Raw genomic sequence first — 17741 nt, forward strand, 5'->3', positions numbered from 1 at the left:
CTTTACTCTTTGAATGTAATATTGAACACCACCATCTCGCTGTCCGTCCCGATACGGAAAGGCGGTCCCCACAAAGATAAGCCGGATGAGACATAAATCGTACTATTTCCGATTTTTTTAATCCCGTAACTTAATTCGAACAGATGATCCACGATCCAGTTCATCGGCCATACTTGTCCTCGATGTGTATGTCCGCTAAACTGTAAGTCTACGCCAGCCTCTTCCGTTTTTTCTAAATCGTAGGGTTGATGGTCTAGTAAGATAACAGGTTTGCTTTTATCAAGGTTCGCAGTAAGCTGACCTAAAGTTTTCCGTCCTTTGTTATGCCGGTCGTCCCGTCCTATGAGTTGGATCTGATTGGGCAAGATAGCCACGGAATCCCTTAAAAGTACGATGGGCGTCTGCGCTATAAATTTCTCGCTCTCCTCTATGCCACTGATATACTCATGGTTACCCGGTACCATATAAACGCCTAATGGGGCGTAGATCTTGGACAGTTCCTCTTCCATATGCTCGTATCGCAGAGGTGCGACACTGTTGTCTATCAAGTCTCCACCGATAAGAACGATGTCCGGGCGTTGGGCGTTTATCATATCCACATATCCGGCAAGCATCGTCTTGTTGGTAGCGTATCCTAAGTGTATGTCGCTAATGGCTACGACCTTCAGCGACTGTCCATCGGTATCGGCCGGTTTGTTGATAACCATGTTGATAACTCGTGTATCAGGATGTTGGTAATTATAGTTTCCATATCCTAATAAGCTGAGTGTTAAGAATAAGGATAAATAGAATGAGTATTTGAAACGTAGGTGGAAAAGTCGTAAGATATCAAATACCAACAGAGCTAATACCATGTATAAAGTGAACACGAGCCATCCTGTTCCTACTTGGGAAACTGTTTGAGCGAAAGAAGCCGGCATATCTAGGTTCCTGAATAGAAAACTACTGAAGAATGATAAAGCTCCTCCCCAAAAAACAATGGATAACAATACTTTAACTCCGGTAGACTGGCTTTTCAAAGCCTGTTTTCCCTTTAGATAAATATAAATATTCCCTGCAAGATACAGGATTGGAAGTATGATAAAGAACGTCCACATCTCAATTAATTTTCCGCGAAGATAATGAAAACTCTTTAGGTAGCAAACGCTGCACGCTACGTCCCTATAGGATCGATATAAATTCCAAACAATAAGTTTGGTAATGAAAAGAATTATATAATATGCTGATTATTAGTATGTTAAAAACAGGATGATCTTTTACTCAAAACATGTACGTGTTTTAGGGAAAAGTCGTAGGTGTTTTTCAAAAAAGTCGTACGTGTTTTTCCCGAATCATGCGATAGGGAACAAGGGCGTATCTAGAAATCTACAATAAGCCCCCCTTAATTACGATGAGGAGAGTTGGTCTTTTTTTGATAATATATATCCAACTCCTTTTACGGCATCTATTGAAAGTGTGGTATCTTTTTCCAATAATTTGCGCAAACGCGAGATGCTGTTGTTTAGGCTATCATGAACTTCTTGCCCATCCCATATTTCATGAAAAAGCTTTTCTCTGCTTACTGGCTGATTTAATTGCTCGGATAACAGATAGAATAACTTGAAATCTTTAGGACTTAATGTTTTTGACTGTTCTTGTTTATAGAATAATTTATGAGTGGAGAGTTCCAGTTGGTAATCTCCAATAGATATACTATTTGATATCGGACTGCCCTTTTTACAAAACCTTTGGATTAGGAAATCTATTTCTTGTATATCATACGGTTTTTTGGTGTAATGATTAGCTCCGGCTTCATAGCAGCGTGTTATTTCCTCCCCTTCGTTGTGGGAAGAGGCTATCAGTACAGGCAATGAAGGATGCTTTGAACGAATAAAAGGCAAATAATCCAATGCGTTTTGATTGCCAACTTCCAGATCGAGAAGCAGGATATTAGGGCAGTCTTTTTCTATCATGTCTTGAATACCGCTTAACGTGTTGGCGTAGCAAACCTCGTATCCTTTACTTTGCAAGGCCAATACGATGATTAATCCAAGGTTTGGGTCATCTTCAATAAAGATCACTTTCTGTTTATCTTCCATATAGTGTTATGAGTTTTCGGCTGGTAAGTTAATGAAAAATGTTGAACCGACACCCTCCTCACTCTGAAAAGTTAGGGAGCCGCCCATTTCTTTAGCCATTAGCATTACGCTACTCAAACCTAATCCATATCCCGGTTGCGCTGGCTTGTCGGCTTGTTTCACCCGGAAGAATTGTTGTCCGAGTTTTTTCTGGGCTTTCTTGGGGATTCCCCAACCGGTGTCTTTTATGGCTATTCGGTAATGGTTGTTTTTCATAGTCAACGTTACGGTGATTCGTACATCGTCATTCGAATATTTCAATGCGTTCTCTAGCAAATTCCGGAGGCAACGTTCCAGACGAACGGTATCAGCTTCGATCATGTCGGGGAAATCCTCGCTTTTCTCAAGCTTGAACAAGGGGATCTTGTTAGGATAGAGCCTTGCTATCGCTTGGTAGGTTTGCTCAATAAATGATCTAATATCTATAGGCGACTTTCGTGCGCTCTCTTTTCCATCCGCTGTTTTCAATAGTGACAGCATGGACTCGATGATCTCTATCAACTGTTTTATCTGAGTTTTTCCGGTATTTAATATATTCACTTTCATCGGTTCATTCTCTAGGCTAGCGATAAGATCCATAGAGGCATACGCCGTGTTCAGCGGGGATTTCAAGTCGTGGATAGCGCTATGTACGGCTATTTCACGGTCTCGGAGTTGGGCGTGGGCTTTACGTATTGTTCTTAATAAATAATATAGGCAACTCGCCGAGGTAAGGATGATTAGACAAGATACGATAAAAGCCAAGAGCTTTCGTTGGACAATGTCAGAAAGAGGTAATTTAACGAAAGCCTGTACATATTGTAATCCCTGCGTTCCTATCGGGAGCTTTTCTGTTTGGAACTTATAAAATGAAAGGTTGAATTTTTTTCCTACCGTATTTACGGTTTGCCGGGTAGAGTCTGATATTTCTATATAAGATATTGCTTGTAAATTGTGATCAGTTAATGTTTTATTGAATAGGCTGTCTAATACATTTGGTTTTAAGGGTCTATTTGCATTACGTAGACCGTCTTGCATACGTTGCGCTAATAGGTCGGCATAGTTATCTTTTAGATTCCGATTTTTTATTTGTGGCCAGATTATGGTATCCCCTTTTAGCTTGGCTCGTTCCTCTGGTGTCATATCACTAGCTCTTCTTATGATTCTTTTGGGGTTGTTGGGGTCTTTCGGTTTGTTGCTAACCATTCGCTTGGACATTTCTTGCTTGATAGCCTCTTCGAATAGCTCTTCAAGGACTTCTTGCGTTTTATATTTTTCAGCGTTATATATATTGTATAGCCAATATCCTTGGGAGAGTATTAAGACTAGCAACATAATGGCCGCAATATATAAGGAGTGTTTCATGATAGATTCGTTATTTTGGATGTGAAGATAGTGAATAATCTTAAAAAAGATGCGTTTTTCTCGTTTTGTTAGCTTTTTGTTAGATGAAAATTAGGTGTTTGTTAGATAGAGTACGAAATTTTACTTATATTTTTGTAACAGACTAAAAAAGCATATAGACATGGAAATTGGTGATTTGTTGTCGAAGGAAGAACTTTCCGCTATAAAAGGTGGTGAATGGCATTATGATGAAGAGACTGACGAATGGTATTGGATTGAGGATGGACGGAAGGTTCTGTGTCCACAAGAAAATCCTAGACAGTCATAAGTAAAATAGTAAATGAAACGGTCATAGATTATGACCTATTATAAACTATAAATTTTAGATATTATGAATGATTTAATGAATTTGCCTAGCCTTATTTTAGAGAGGCTAGAGGAAAATGAACTTATTTTAGTTCGTGGAGGAGAGGATCCAGATGATAAGGCTCCGAATAATGGGGATGGAAGTTGTTCTGGTACTAACAATGGCTCAGGTAAGTGTGGAGGAGTCAATAATTCTTCAGGGAGGTGTGGCTAATTGATAGTTTTTTTAGTTTGATGCTTTCTTTGTAACAGGGAGAAGGCATCAGCTATTTCTATCGAGAAATTAATGAAAAATGAAATGAAGAAGATATATTATCAGGTTGTAGAGAACGTTTTGCCGCAGGTTTATTTACTTTATAATTCATTTAATAATAAATTTATATTATTAAATAATGTGAGATATGAAAAATATAAAAAAGAAAATATTTTAAAATTAGAGCAATCTGATCCTGTATTATATAAATCTTTGGTGGATAATCAATATATTGTTCCTGATGATTTTGATGAAAGAGAGATTGTCTTGTTTCGGAAAAAAAGGATGCAATTTGATGCCTCTATGTATCAAGTCATGGTGAATACAACATTGGATTGCAATTTAAACTGTTGGTACTGTTACGAGAATAGAATAGCGGGAAGTTTCTTGAAGAGTGAAGTAATAGAAGCTATAAAAAAGAATATAGAACAAGAATATATTAAAACATCTTATAGGATATTAAAATTATCATTCTTTGGGGGAGAGCCTTTTTTGTATTTCAGAGGGATAAAAGAAATTCTGGATTTTGCGAGAAACTTTTGCCAAGTTAATCAATTGGATCTAATTGCTGAATTTACAACAAATGCGATTTTGATAACAGAATCTATTATAGATTATTTAAAAAACTTTGAATGCCAATTCCAAATTACTTTGGATGGTGATAGAATACATCATAATCAAATAAAGAAAGATAAGGATAACCCGAATCAGGATACTTATGAGAAGACATTGAGAACTATTCGGCTTATTAATGATAAAATTCCCAATAGGTGGCTTGCGGTAAGAATAAACTTTGATAATAAGACATTAGAGAAAATAGATGAAATCATTGGTGATTTGGATTTTCTAGATCGTAAGTATTGTTTTGTCATTTTGAAAAAAGTGTGGCAACTAGAAAAAGATAAAGTTAATGTGCCGTTATTACATGCTTCGGTTCAAAAGTTTTTAGATAAGAAATTTTTATTGGATTATTATATTATGCCAAAAGGAGATGTTTGCTTTGCTGAACGGCATAGAGAAGTTTTGTTTAATTATGATGGTAAAGTTTTTAAGTGTTCTACGATTTCTTCTTTTGATGATAAAAATGCGTTAGGAGAATTTGATTTACAATCAGGACAGGTACATTGGAATGAGACAAAACTTTCTTATTGGTTGAAGGAGATGTTGCCTCAAAATTGTATAGATTGTAAATTACTGCCTGCCTGTTTGGGACCATGTAATAAACAAATAATGTTGCATCCGGGGGAAAATATATGTACATTTGACGCAATCAATATGACTTTGAAAGAATATCTGATGTATCTTTTCAAATGTCAATTATTAAAAGAAGAATTATACGCATAATACCATGAGAACTATCGCTTTCTGGCTTCTGTTCATCTCACAAGGCCTCTTCACATTGTCTGCCCAGTCTTACACCTTCTCAGGAATAATTACAAACGAGAAGCGGAAGATGATGGATGGGGTACAGGTGATATTGAGTGTGGAAGACTCGTTATCGGCCATGGCTTTAACTGATGAAAAAGGTCATTTTCGTATAGATGGATTGAAGGAGGGAGCGTATGAGCTACGTTTGTTTTTCTTGGGGTATAATGCGCAGGAGCAAATATTGCGAGTGGAAAACAGGGATGTTAGAAAAGACTTCTTGCTGACACCTGAGAAAACGGTCGTATTGGACGAAGTAATGGTGACGGGTAATCGGAATGATCAAGTGAATCGGACCGCTACGGGAGAGATCTTTTATCTGTCAGAGAAGGCTAAAAATATGAAAGACCCTTTCCGGGCCCTGCAAGAGATCCCACGCTTGTACTCGGATGTGGCTAACCGGAAGGTGCAGTTGGAGGATGGGGCGCAACCCTTGATATTGATAAACGGGAATCGTTATAACTCGGGAATCGCCACTCTTGATCCGAGAGAGATAGAATCCGTGGAGATAATCGATGTGGTGAAAGCCCGTTACTTAAAGGATGGTTACCAAAAGATATTGAATATAAAATTGAAAAAGAAGACACAACCTTTTATCTTCTTGGAAGGAGCCACGCGGCATGATGTCCCTTTCCGTAAGGGGCTTGGGGTAGGGTATTTTGAGGTTGGAAACTCTCGATACGCACTTTATGGAAGAGCTTCAGTGGACTATTTGTATGATGATCGCTCGGAACAGGAGCAACGGCAGCTAAATACGGGGTATAGTAAATGGACGAAGGGAGAGGAACGTTTGGATGGTACTAGCTATTTAGGTGAGTTGCAATTCCGTTGGATGTGTACAGACAAGGATTATATCGTAGCTCATATGTATGGTAATAAAAAAATCAATAAGAAGAAAGGTTGGGGTGATGGACTTTTAACGGATGGAATACCCCAAGAATTCGATTATTCTTCTTTTAATAAGGATCAATCGTATATTTTTACGGCTAGCTTGTTCCATAAGCATACGTTTGCGAAAAACCATATATTGGAAACGACCCTTGCTTTCAATAAGAATCATAACGAGAATGACGGAAATCGCTCGGAGTCATATCTGGATTGGTCTTATCTGAATACATATTTATATAAGAACGACCGGAATTCCGGTCGTTTTGATGTGGATTATAATGTGGATTTTGCAAATGGAGGTAGCTTGAATGTAGGGAATCAGACTCGTTTTACGAGTGATCGTATACGTCAAGTGAGTATAGGAATGCCTACTTTCCGGCACGAGAAATGGGAAGAGTATTTGTATGCGGACTATAGCCAGTCTATAAAGCGTTTTTCTTATATGCTTTCTGCTGGGCTGGAAGGAATTTGGCTGAAAGCGGGTGAGGCCTCTAATCATTACTTCAAGCCTCGCATTTCTTTAAGCGGTAATTATGATTTTAGCGATCATCTATCTACGAGATTGGGATACACGCTTACCAATACGGCTCCTACCGAGAGCGAATTGAATCCTTATAATATGTCTACGGATTCTTTAGTGAAGACACAAGGAAATCCTTATCTGCTTCCGAGCCAAAATCATAAATTGAACCTATCCTTGACATTTAACACGAAAGGATTTTATTTGACACCGAGCGTCTCTTATCGGATCAGTACGGACTTGGTGGAATCGTATGGATTCAGCGAAGAGGATATTTATATCAGTAGCTATAGGAATAGCGGGAAGTATAAGAATTTACGCATAGGGGGAAGTCTGTCTTATCGGATAGGCAATTTAGGGCGTATAGGTGTCAATGCGTATCATGTCGTGGATTATTATGAGAATGAAGATCCAAGGAAAGGGTTTAGTACCTCTTTGTATTTCAATGCGAATTATAAGAAGTGGTATTTGGGTGCTGATATATTATATAACAATTATACCTATACGCCAATCTCTCGTGTGAAGTATCATAGCCCTTCTTTTTCGATGGTACAGGTCTCTTATAATTTTACGGACTATTTCTATATTTCCGTGGCGATGGAGAATTGTTTGGTTACTTATCGTACCTCGATGGAATTACGTAGTGGTAGCTATGAGAACTACAGCGATCAACGAAAAATCAGTGCCTCTTTTCGGCCTTGGATCTTGCTTCGTTATACATTCCGTAAAAACAAGTCGAAAGCAATGAAAGAACGGAAAAATGTGTATAGTATAGAGGAAGGTATTAAATTATGAGCTTCCCCCATATCAAGCAACCCGACTCCATGGAATGCGGCGCCACCTGCCTCCGCATGATCGCCAAGTTCCATGGCAAGGAGTATTCCGCCGAGACGATGCAAAACCTTTGCGTCGTAACCCGGGAAGGAGTCTCCATGCTGGGTATCGCTGATGCCGCCGAGTATATAGGATTTCGTACGATATGTGGACGAATGACCTTGGGGAAGATGGTGGAGCAACGCCCCTTCCCTTGTATCCTCCATTGGAACCAAGATCATTTTGTCGTATTATATGACGTTAAAAAGAAACAGGATGGGAAATCTGTTTTTTATATAGCCGATCCCGGTAAGAATTTGTTGCGTATCGATGAGGAAGAGTTTCGTAATGCGTGGATCAGTACCCGTTCGAGAGGGGAGGAGAAAGGCATATTAATGGCCTTGCAGCCGACCCCCGCTTTTTATGAGCGGAAAGATGAACGTCATACGGGAAGGGATCCTTTTCATTTCCTTTGGGGGTATATGAAACCTTATAAACGTTTCTTTATCCAGTTGTTGCTGGGGCTTGCGCTGGGAAGCGTGTTGCAATTAATCTTTCCGTTTCTTACCCAAGCGATCGTGGATAAAGGTATAGCTACTAAGAATCTGAATCTGATCTATCTGATCTTGGCGGGACAATTAATGCTGGTCGTGAGCCGTGCCTCGGTGGACTTTATCCGTCGCTGGATATTACTACATATAAGCGCAAGGGTGAATATATCATTGTTATCCGATTTCTTGATCAAACTGATGTGTTTGCCCATGTCGTTTTTCGATACGAAAATGACGGGAGACTTGTTGCAGCGTATCCACGACCATGAACGGGTGGAGCGTTTTCTCACGGCGCAGACATTGACGGTGCTTTTCTCCGCTTTCAGCTTCGTGGTGTTCGGTGGGGTATTACTTTATTATAATCGATTGATATTCTTTATTTTCGTACTAGGTAGCGCTTTATATGCCGTATGGGTGACATTCTTCCTTAAAAAACGCCGTTTGCTGGACTATACTTATTTTGAGCAACGGGCCCGTAATCAATCGAAAACCATGCAGTTATTGAATGGCATGCAGGAGATCAAGCTCCAGCATTGTGAGCGCCGCCGCCGTTGGGAATGGGAGGATATACAAGCGGACTTGTTCCGGACGAACATCGAATCGATGCGGCTGCAACAGAGTCAGGAGGCCGGCAGTATCTTGATTAATGAGGTAAAGAATATCGTAATTACGGTGATTGCCGCTACGGATGTGATCGGGGGTAGCCTGTCGTTGGGTATGATGTTGGCTATACAGTATATTATCGGGCAGTTGAACGCTCCGGTGGAACAGTTCGTGCAGTTTCTTTATAGTTGGCAAGACGTGAAGATTAGTCTGGAACGGATGAGCGAAATCCATGATCGGGAAGAAGAGGAGACGCCGGAACGTATGATAACCGGTTTTAACGGAAGCGATAGGGACATTGAGATTCGTAACGTGACGTTTCAATATGAGGGCATCCATTCGCCGAAAGTCTTGGAGCGGATAAACCTTAAAATACCTCGAGGCAAGATTACGGCGATCGTAGGAACGAGTGGTAGCGGGAAAACAACCTTGATCAAGTTATTATTGGGCTACTATAATCCGGTAGAAGGTGATATCCGGGTGGGTGGAAATGATTTGCGATCTTTCAGCCTTTTATGGTGGCGTGACCAATGCGGTGCGGTGATGCAAGACGGTTATCTGTTCTCTGAATCGATCGCACGCAATATTGCCGTGGATGACGGTGAGATTGATAAATCTCGCTTATTATTGGCAGCTCGTATCGCCAATATAGAGGAATTTATCGAGCGCTTACCCTTAAAATATAATACGGTGATAGGTCCGGATGGTCAAGGCGTAAGCCAAGGCCAGCGTCAACGGATCTTAATTGCCCGGGCGGTTTATAAGAACCCTTCTTATCTCTTTTTCGATGAGGCGACGAATTCGTTGGATGCCAACAATGAACGTGCCATAGTGGAGAATCTGACGGACTTTTACCGGGGTAAGACGGTAATAATCGTCGCCCATCGATTAAGTACCGTACGCAATGCCGATCAAATAGTCGTTCTTGACAAAGGCCGTATCGTAGAGGTAGGCACCCACGACGTGCTGATCGATCGCAAAGGCGCTTATTATAATTTAGTGAAGAATCAATTAGAGTTGGGGAATTAAGGATATGTCGACATACAATGAGATGAAGAAAAAAGCAGAATCGGATCAAAACCGTATCGAGTTGCGTAGCGAGAAAGTCCGCAACATGATTGGCGAGATGCCTTCCTTCCTGATTCGTTGGGGGAATACGATCTTGGTGGTTATATTCGTGCTGCTGGCTTTGATTGCTTGGTTTGCATTTTTCAAGAAATGAATGTAGGAATATCTTCTGTTTTTCTTATCTTCGTATTCTAAAGTTTACATATATGGCACAAGATATACGTTGGTTACAGCGATTTTCTAATTATTGTAAGGCTTTGGCTAAATTGGGTCAAGCGGTGGACATTGTATCTTGGCGGTTGGAATTAGCGGACGAGATTGATGAACTTTTGCAAGAAGGATTAATCCAGCGTTTTGAATATACCCGTGAATTAGTCTGGAAGGTGATGAAAGATTATGCGGAATATCAAGGTTATACGGATATTCGAGGTTCACGTGATGCTATACGTAAGGCTTTACAAATGCTTATAGAAGATAAACGATGGATGGAGACAATTGAGGATCGTAATTTGACTTCTCATAATTATGATGACGATGTGGCTTCTGAAATTTATGAGAATATCGTACTGGTTTATTATCCACTATTTTGCCGGTTTGAAGAGAGGATGTTATGTATATCGGAAAATGAGACTAGATGAAGCTGTAAATGAAATATGGATTGAGTGACATAGAATTGAATAAGTTGCGTGAGTTTTACGCTCGATACGAGGATATTGAGGAAGTAATACTTTACGGTTCGCGAGCTAAGGGAAACCATAAACCTTTTTCGGACGTGGATATATCTTTGGTGGGGGCAAACTTGACACGTAGTCGGTTAAATCAGATTGCGTTTGCGATTGATGATTTATTATTACCTTATCAGTTTGATCTCTCTATTTTTCATAAATTGACGAATATGGAATTGGTTGATCATATTCGGAGAGTCGGAATATCTATTTTTTGTAAAGATTGTTCTCAGCCTCCTGCGTGAGCGGTCTTGTAAGCCCACAAGATGATTCTCGGGGGCTTACGTGAGTGCTGACGTTATTTTGCGTATCCTACCGGATGATTGATCATCGGGATTTGGGAGTCGGATAGCTTCAACACTTTTTTCAAAGCATCAGCCTCCATGCTGCCGCGGGGAACCGTTACCAAGCCACATCCGGAGCAGAACAAGGCGATATTCTGAGAGACCAGCCCGGCATCTAAGGCTCCAAAGCGCTCACGTAATTGTGGTGTACCTACATTGCCGAATTTGGAAACATCAGAAACCATCAATAGACAAGCGGGAGCTGAGTTCACGGAGGTTTGCTTTCCTCCAATCAGTGGACGGTGATCGCCTTCCGCTACCGGGTTCAGTTGATGGGCTTTCGGATCATACAGATAAGCGCCCTCTTCCATCAATACGTAGACATCCACATCTTGCTTATTCAAGGCAGAAGCGGCGGTACGTTTCCCATCCTCCCGGTTGATACCGATAGCGGCCCACATCAAATCGGAAAGATCTTGTAGGCTGAGTTTCTTGTTGGCAAACTCGCGCTCGGAGTGACGGTCTGCCAAGGCTTTCATTACCGAAGCGCCCCGGGTCTTGTCGGGAGCATTCAACTTAATGGCTTTTAAACTCTGGGCTTGCAGACTCGTCAAACCCAACATCAAAGTGGCTAATACACAAAAGATAGTTCTCATGACATTGTATTTTAAAGAATTACGAATGCAAAAATAACAATATATTCGTTTTCTCAAAGATTCCTAGGATTATTGTGCAACCTGTTTTACTTGATGTCCGTCTATTATAAAAAAATACTCTTTTTTCAGACTTCTTTAGAAGAAAAAGGAAATATGAACATTATTAATGACTTTATTTGTACGATGAAATCGTAAATAGTGTAATTTGCAGTAAAATGTATTATTTTTATAGTGATAGATGAACGTATGAAAGAGAAATTGTTTGCCTTATTTTGGGTACTGTTCTTTGCGCTTCCTCTGTATGCGCAAGCGGACAAGACAGGTTCCTATTCAATTAAGGGACAGGTGTTAGACTCGCTGAGTAACGAGTCCGTACCCTATGCGACGTTGAGAATTGCTTTAGCGAAGACCCCCGATAAGCCGGTCAAGCTTTTAGCGTGTGATGTGGATGGTAAGTTTCAGGCACCATTGAGTAGCGCCGGTAAATACATCATCTCTATGCAATCGATAGGAAAAGCTCCTGCCGAGAAAACATTTACGATCTCGGATAAACAGAGGAACTTGGATTTGGGTAAGTTGTATATGCAGGAGGATAACCAGCGGCTGGGGGAAGTGACGGTTACGGCACAGAAACCTTTGGTGAAGGCTGAGATCGATAAACTTACCTATAGCTTGGAAGATGATCCGGAGGCACAGACAAACAATACATTGGAAATGCTGCGCAAGGTACCGATGGTAACCGTGGACGGAGATGACCAAATCCAATTGAAAGGCTCCACGAACTTTAAGATCTACATGAATGGCAAGCCTTCTAACCTGTTGAGTAACAATCCAGCTGAGGTATTGAAGAGTATGCCGGCCAATTCCGTGAAAAACATAGAGGTGATCACAGACCCGGGCGCTAAATATGACGCTGAGGGTATCGGTGGTATTATTAATATCATTACGACGAAAAACGCTCTACAAGGATATACTGGTACGGTTCGTGTGAACGGTAGTTCGTTGGGGCGTGTAGGCGGTGGCGGCTATATATCCCTTAAAGCAGGTAAGTTCGGGTTGACAGCGAATTATAATTACAATTATAATAGGGAGCCTTGGAATGAGTCTACCTCGATACGTGAGGATTTGGAAAATGACGAGCAACATTTCTTGACGCAAAATGGACGTAGGAAGAATAACGGACCCTTCCAGTTTGGTTCGCTGGAAGGTAGTTATGAGATCGACTCCTTGAACTTGCTGACCGTAGGGGCGAACTTATTCCATGGTAAGATGACGAACCGTTCGGAATACACGGTGAATATGCAGGATATCAATCGTAATCCGGTATACGATTATAATCGTAATTCGGACGCTACGGAAACGTTTGGTTCTACGGACGTGAGCGTGGATTACCAACACTCTACCCATAAAAAAGATGAGTTGCTGACGATCTCCTACCGTTTCAGCCATTCTCCCAATGATAACAAGGATTATACGGAATTAAAGAATGTCGTGAATTACAATCCTTGGCTCGGCTATCCGCAAAATAATATCAACAAGGCTTCTACGAACGAGCACACCGGGCAGGTGGATTATACGACCCCTACGTGGAAGGATCAGACCTTGGAGGTGGGCGCAAAATATATATTCCGCCAGAGCCGGAGTAATACGGATCGTACCGCTTTCAACGATTCGTTGAATATATGGGAGGACATAACTTCTAAAGATAGCCATTTCCGTCATACCCAACATATCTATTCCGCTTATCTGGGCTATTCGATGAAGTTTGATAAGTTTGGCGTGAAGGCGGGGGTACGTGCGGAAGGAACCGCTTTGGACGTGAAATATGAGATGGCTCCCGATATGAACTTTGATACCCATTATTTCGACGTGGTGCCAAACGCTACGGTCTCTTATCAATTGAGTATGGCGCAACAGCTTCGCTTGGGATATAATATGCGTATCCAGCGTCCGGGTATCTGGTATTTGAATCCTTATGTAAACAATGCGGACCCACAGAACATATCCTTCGGTAACCCGAATCTGGACTCGGAGAAAAGTAATAATATAAACTTGAACTATAGTATGTTCGCCCAGAAATTCAGCATTAACGCGAGCGCTACTTATACGTTCGTCAATAATTCGATCGAGCAATATACCTTTATCGATCCGGAGAATCCGGGTGTTTTCCAAACCACCTACGGTAATATCGGAAAGAAACAATCTACCGGCTTATTCGTATACGCAAATTGGAATCCGGTTCCTTTGTTCCGTATCTATATGAATGGTGGAATGGATTATACGGATTTGAAGAGCGAAAAGAATGATATGGCGAATAGTGGATTCAGCGGACGTATTTTCGCCGGTACGCAGTTTAATTTCCCGTTGGATTTCCGTGTGAACATACAGGGAGGATATTTCTCTCCTTGGATCCAGTTACAGGGGAAAGGCTCTCCATTCTATTTCACGGGAATCTCCGTGAACAAGGATTTCTTGAAGAAAAAGCTATCTGTCCAGTTGTCTTTCCAAAACCCCTTCTGGAAGCGAATGAAGATGGAAAATACTACTTCCGATGATACCTTCTTCCGTCGTGAGATCAATTACCGTACGATGAGAATGTTAATGGTTAGTGTATCTTATCGTTTTGGCACCTTGAAAGATGCCATCAAGAAAGTAAAAAGAGGTATCAGCAACGATGATATGAAGAGCGGCGGTTCCGGCGGCGGCGAGCAACAGATGTAAGAAATATAGCTTTGAACATGGAGCACACGCTCCGTGTGTTCCGTGTTCAATATAATAATTAAACCTTTTCTTTTGCCATCTTCTATATACTTTCTATCTTTACGATCTGAAAAACAGTTGGAGAATGAAGAATAGACTATTTGTTAACAATAATACTATTATACTATTCCTTTTTATTATAGGAAGTATCCTATTCATAGAGTTGAATTTTCGGTATTGGTATCGTTTTCTGGAGCAGTATATGATGTTTCAGACTACCGGTAGTTATTTCCAAGACCGATTGGCCGAACCGGGTGGATTGAATGAATATGTGACTGAGTTCTTATCGCTCGCGTTTATCCATCCTTATGGAGCTTCGGTAGTGATCGCTTTATTATTAGGACTGATCTCCGGCTGTTTTTTCCTTTACTTAAAAGCTTGTGGGGTGCGTGCCTCTATGTTGGCGGCTATTCTTCCCTCTTTTTTAATTTGGATCTATCCGCAGGAGTCAATCGCCTTGTTGACGATGCTCGCTTTCGTGCAGGTTCTTGCGTATTTGTATACTTCAATCAAGATTGATTGGCTTCGTTATCTCTTTGGCTTCTTGTTTTTGGGGGGCTCTTATTTTTTTGCGGCACCCGCTAATTTATTATTGGCCTTATTGATCGCGGTTTATGAGTGTTGTGCTAAAGAGGATAAGGCTCGTTTTGGAGTAGCCATTATCGCTATCGCTTGGGGAGGTTTGCTACCGTTGATCGCCATGCGTACGGTTTATATTCTTCCGATGCGGGAAGCGTTCTTCAGCAAACATCTATGCCATCCCGAATATCCGATACCTAATTCTTTAGGATATATCGGGCTTTCAGATCCTTTGATCGTTTTAATTCTTTATTATGTAAGGAACCGGGTTTTTATCCGTAAGGAATCTTGGAAGCGAATCGTTTCTTACGCTTTCCTTCTGATAGCGATGACTTATGGGATTCTCTATAAGAAAGACCCGATGGAGCAGGCCTATCGGTACGATTACTATGCACGGCAGGGAGAATGGCAAGAGATAGTCTCACATGCTCGTGCGCATTCGGTCCGGGATATGGATGCCCTGATTTATTTGAATCTGGCTTTATCACATACGGGACGATTTTCTGGCGATTTGATGCGTTTCCCTCAGATCGGGGTGGAGGGCTTTATCCCGCACGATCCGAAAAGCCGGATGGGATTGATCGAGGCGAGCGAGGTTGCTTGGCAAGTAGGGCAGGTAAACGCAGCGCAACGTTTCGCCTTTGTGGGTGTATTAAGCTCGCAACGTTGCGTGCAGCCTCGTTTGATGAAGCGTTTGGTGGAGACTTATCTGGTAACCGGCGAATACCGTGCCGCCGAGAAATATATTAAGATCCTTGAATCGACTCCCCACTACAGGGATTGGGCAAAAGCGCAGCGCCCGTTGCTCGACTCCGTGGTTTGTGCCTCTACCGATTGGATAAAGGCGAAGCGGGCGGTACTTCCGGTAACGGATAATCCCTTAGACTTGACCTTGACATTTCCCAATGCGCTGGCTTTCTTGATCGACGATCATGCCGATAATCGTCCGGCTTTTGAGTATGGAATGGGATACTTGTTGGTTTATAAAGACTTGATGACATTTATGCATTATATGGAATTGATGAAAGAGCGAGGCGAGTCATTTCCCGTTCTCTATCAAGAGGCTATATGCCTATTTTTCGCTGCCGTGCAGAAAGACCCGGAGGCGTTCAAAAGCTATCCGATCAGTTCGGAGGTACAAAACCGCTTTCTGCAATTTATGAAAGTGGCTCGAGGCATGCCTCCTGCCGCCTTGAAAGCGCAGTTTGGCGATACCTATTATTATTACGCTCAATTTACCCCGACTCCTAAACGACAATAATTATGATGGATAATACGAGGAAACGAAAGATCGTCCGAAACTTTGTGATCGGATATTTACTGTTGCAAGTTCTGGTTATTGTACTATACTTGGGTTTTTGGGCGGTACATCCGGGTGGCTTTGTTGTTGCCGAGAACGAACGCATGTCTCCCCCGCCGATGTTCCCGGATTACCAAGGGGTTACTATACCTTATAATATAGCCCCATTGAATTTCCGTATTGACGTGCCCGCTGAAAAATGCTATGCGAAGATCGAGGGTAGCGAGCAGGGGGTGTTTGAGTATTACGGAACGAATACGATCTGTTTTAAGTCCAAGGATTGGGAACGGCTTACCCGTGCGAATAAAGGTAAAGCCTTTTTTGTAACGATCACGACGAAAGAGGGAGACGAATGGACTAAATGGGCACCATTCTCTGTCTATATCAGTGATCAAGCGATCGACTCTCATTTAGTATACCGTTTGATAGAGCCGGGATACGAGAAATGGCATATTGTGGGTATTTATCAGCGGAATTTGGAGTCGTTTGACGAACAGCCGATTATCCGTAACGATATGACTGGCTATAATTGTATGAACTGCCATTCTTTTTGTATGGGAGACCCGGGGCAGATGATGTTCCATATGCGTGCGGCGAATGGGGGAACTTATATTGTCCAAGACAAGAAAATCAGTAAATTGAATACGAAAACGAATGGGACGATCAGTAATATGACGTATCCTTTCTGGCATCCTTCCGGGCGCTATATCACCACATCGGTAAATGATATCAAACAGTTTTTCCATTCCGTGAAAGAGAAAAAGATGGAAGTGTTCGACTTGGAGTCCGATGTGGTGGTGTATGACGTGAAAAACAAAGAAATCCTATCGAAAGCCTCATTGATCACAAAAGATGCATTCGAGACTTTCCCCGCGTTCTCTCCGGATGGTAAATGGCTTTATTTCTGTACGGCCCCGGCCCAGAAGATGCCGGAGAATTATGATAAGGTACGTTATAATCTCTGTCGTGTTGCGTTCGATCCGGATCGTGGCGAGATCAGCTTCCCGATCGATACGTTGGTACATGCGGATAGCTTGAGCTATACATTTCCCCGTATCTCTCCCGATGGACGTTTCCTGATGTACACGGAAACCGCTTATGGGCAGTTCCCTATTTGGCACCCGGATGCGGAGATCCGGATGATGGATTTGGAGAATCGGACAGCGATGGATATGTCTGCGTTGAATAGCCCGGATACGGATAGCTATCATTCTTGGAGTAGTAATAGTGATTGGGTCGTATTTAGTAGCCGCCGGGATAACGGTTTATATACTTTACCTTATATTTGTCATATAGGGAAAGACGGTAAGCCTTCGAAACCGTTCTTATTGCCTCAAGAAGATCCGGATAAGTATGACTATCAGTTGTATTCCTACAATATTCCGGAATTGACGAAAGGTGCCGTAGAGGTCAGCCCCTATGAGATCCAGCAAGTAGCCGAGAAAAATAAACCGGAGCAGGTTCGGTTTAAATGACCGGATCTATTTATATTCGCGTATAAATAAGAGAT

At 41.7% G+C, this 17741-nt stretch carries 15 protein-coding genes; 11 read left to right on the forward strand and 4 right to left on the reverse strand.

Annotated features, from left to right (window positions below):
* Positions 1-2 precede the first annotated feature (2 nt).
* The 3 genes from CI960_RS01440 to CI960_RS01450 form a co-directional block, all read right to left on the reverse strand.
* On the reverse strand, positions 3-1097 hold the full coding sequence (locus tag CI960_RS01440; RefSeq protein WP_005859129.1) for a metallophosphoesterase: 1095 nt from the start codon (positions 1095-1097) through the stop codon (positions 3-5).
* 288 nt (positions 1098-1385) lie between these two features.
* The gene (locus CI960_RS01445) at positions 1386-2078 is read right to left on the reverse strand and encodes a response regulator transcription factor (protein ID WP_005859127.1); all 693 of its coding nucleotides are present in this window, start codon (positions 2076-2078) and stop codon (positions 1386-1388) included.
* A gap of 6 nt (positions 2079-2084) precedes the next feature.
* Positions 2085-3461 (reverse strand): sensor histidine kinase KdpD, encoded by a 1377-nt coding sequence (locus CI960_RS01450; RefSeq protein WP_005859125.1) that lies wholly within the window; start codon positions 3459-3461, stop codon positions 2085-2087.
* Positions 3462-3621: 160 nt separating this feature from the next.
* Here CI960_RS01450 and CI960_RS23290 point away from each other — a divergent pair, with 160 nt between their 5' ends.
* The 8 genes from CI960_RS23290 (at position 3622) to CI960_RS01485 (ending at position 10897) form a co-directional block, all read left to right on the forward strand.
* Positions 3622-3768, forward strand: coding sequence for a hypothetical protein (locus CI960_RS23290; protein WP_005859123.1), 147 nt, complete (start codon positions 3622-3624; stop codon positions 3766-3768).
* Between the two features lie 63 nt (positions 3769-3831).
* Positions 3832-4020 carry a hypothetical protein gene (locus CI960_RS01455; RefSeq protein ID WP_005859121.1) on the forward strand — a complete coding sequence of 63 codons (189 nt, stop codon included), beginning with the start codon at positions 3832-3834 and terminating at the stop codon, positions 4018-4020.
* Between the two features lie 84 nt (positions 4021-4104).
* Positions 4105-5403, forward strand: a complete 1299-nt coding sequence (locus tag CI960_RS01460) for a radical SAM protein (RefSeq protein ID WP_005859120.1) — start codon at positions 4105-4107, stop codon at positions 5401-5403.
* A gap of 4 nt (positions 5404-5407) precedes the next feature.
* Positions 5408-7687: an outer membrane beta-barrel protein gene (locus CI960_RS01465; protein WP_005859118.1), complete on the forward strand. Its 2280-nt coding sequence runs from the start codon at positions 5408-5410 to the stop codon at positions 7685-7687.
* A complete protein-coding gene (locus tag CI960_RS01470; protein WP_005859116.1) occupies positions 7684-9888 on the forward strand; it encodes a peptidase domain-containing ABC transporter in 2205 nt (734 codons plus the stop codon). The genes CI960_RS01465 and CI960_RS01470 overlap by 4 nt, the downstream gene beginning before the upstream one ends.
* A gap of 4 nt (positions 9889-9892) precedes the next feature.
* Positions 9893-10081, forward strand: coding sequence for a hypothetical protein (locus CI960_RS01475; RefSeq protein ID WP_005859114.1), 189 nt, complete (start codon positions 9893-9895; stop codon positions 10079-10081).
* Between the two features lie 52 nt (positions 10082-10133).
* The gene (locus CI960_RS01480; RefSeq protein ID WP_005859111.1) at positions 10134-10565 is read left to right on the forward strand and encodes a nucleotidyltransferase substrate binding protein; all 432 of its coding nucleotides are present in this window, start codon (positions 10134-10136) and stop codon (positions 10563-10565) included.
* Positions 10566-10573: 8 nt separating this feature from the next.
* Positions 10574-10897 (forward strand): nucleotidyltransferase domain-containing protein, encoded by a 324-nt coding sequence (locus tag CI960_RS01485; protein WP_005859109.1) that lies wholly within the window; start codon positions 10574-10576, stop codon positions 10895-10897.
* A 53-nt stretch (positions 10898-10950) separates the two neighbouring features.
* Here the strand turns inward: CI960_RS01485 and CI960_RS01490 are convergent, their stop codons facing one another.
* The gene (locus tag CI960_RS01490; RefSeq protein WP_005859107.1) at positions 10951-11592 is read right to left on the reverse strand and encodes a SagB/ThcOx family dehydrogenase; all 642 of its coding nucleotides are present in this window, start codon (positions 11590-11592) and stop codon (positions 10951-10953) included.
* A gap of 246 nt (positions 11593-11838) precedes the next feature.
* Here CI960_RS01490 and CI960_RS01495 point away from each other — a divergent pair, with 246 nt between their 5' ends.
* The 3 genes from CI960_RS01495 to CI960_RS01505 all read left to right on the forward strand — a co-directional run bounded on the left by CI960_RS01495 (position 11839) and on the right by CI960_RS01505 (position 17706).
* Positions 11839-14313 (forward strand): outer membrane beta-barrel family protein, encoded by a 2475-nt coding sequence (locus tag CI960_RS01495; RefSeq protein ID WP_008779306.1) that lies wholly within the window; start codon positions 11839-11841, stop codon positions 14311-14313.
* 124 nt (positions 14314-14437) lie between these two features.
* Positions 14438-16192, forward strand: coding sequence for a DUF6057 family protein (locus CI960_RS01500; protein WP_005859103.1), 1755 nt, complete (start codon positions 14438-14440; stop codon positions 16190-16192).
* Between the two features lie 2 nt (positions 16193-16194).
* Positions 16195-17706 (forward strand): PD40 domain-containing protein, encoded by a 1512-nt coding sequence (locus CI960_RS01505; protein ID WP_005859101.1) that lies wholly within the window; start codon positions 16195-16197, stop codon positions 17704-17706.
* Positions 17707-17741 lie beyond the last annotated feature (35 nt).

The organism is Parabacteroides sp. CT06, from assembly GCF_002257605.1.
Lineage (GTDB): Bacteria > Bacteroidota > Bacteroidia > Bacteroidales > Tannerellaceae > Parabacteroides > Parabacteroides distasonis.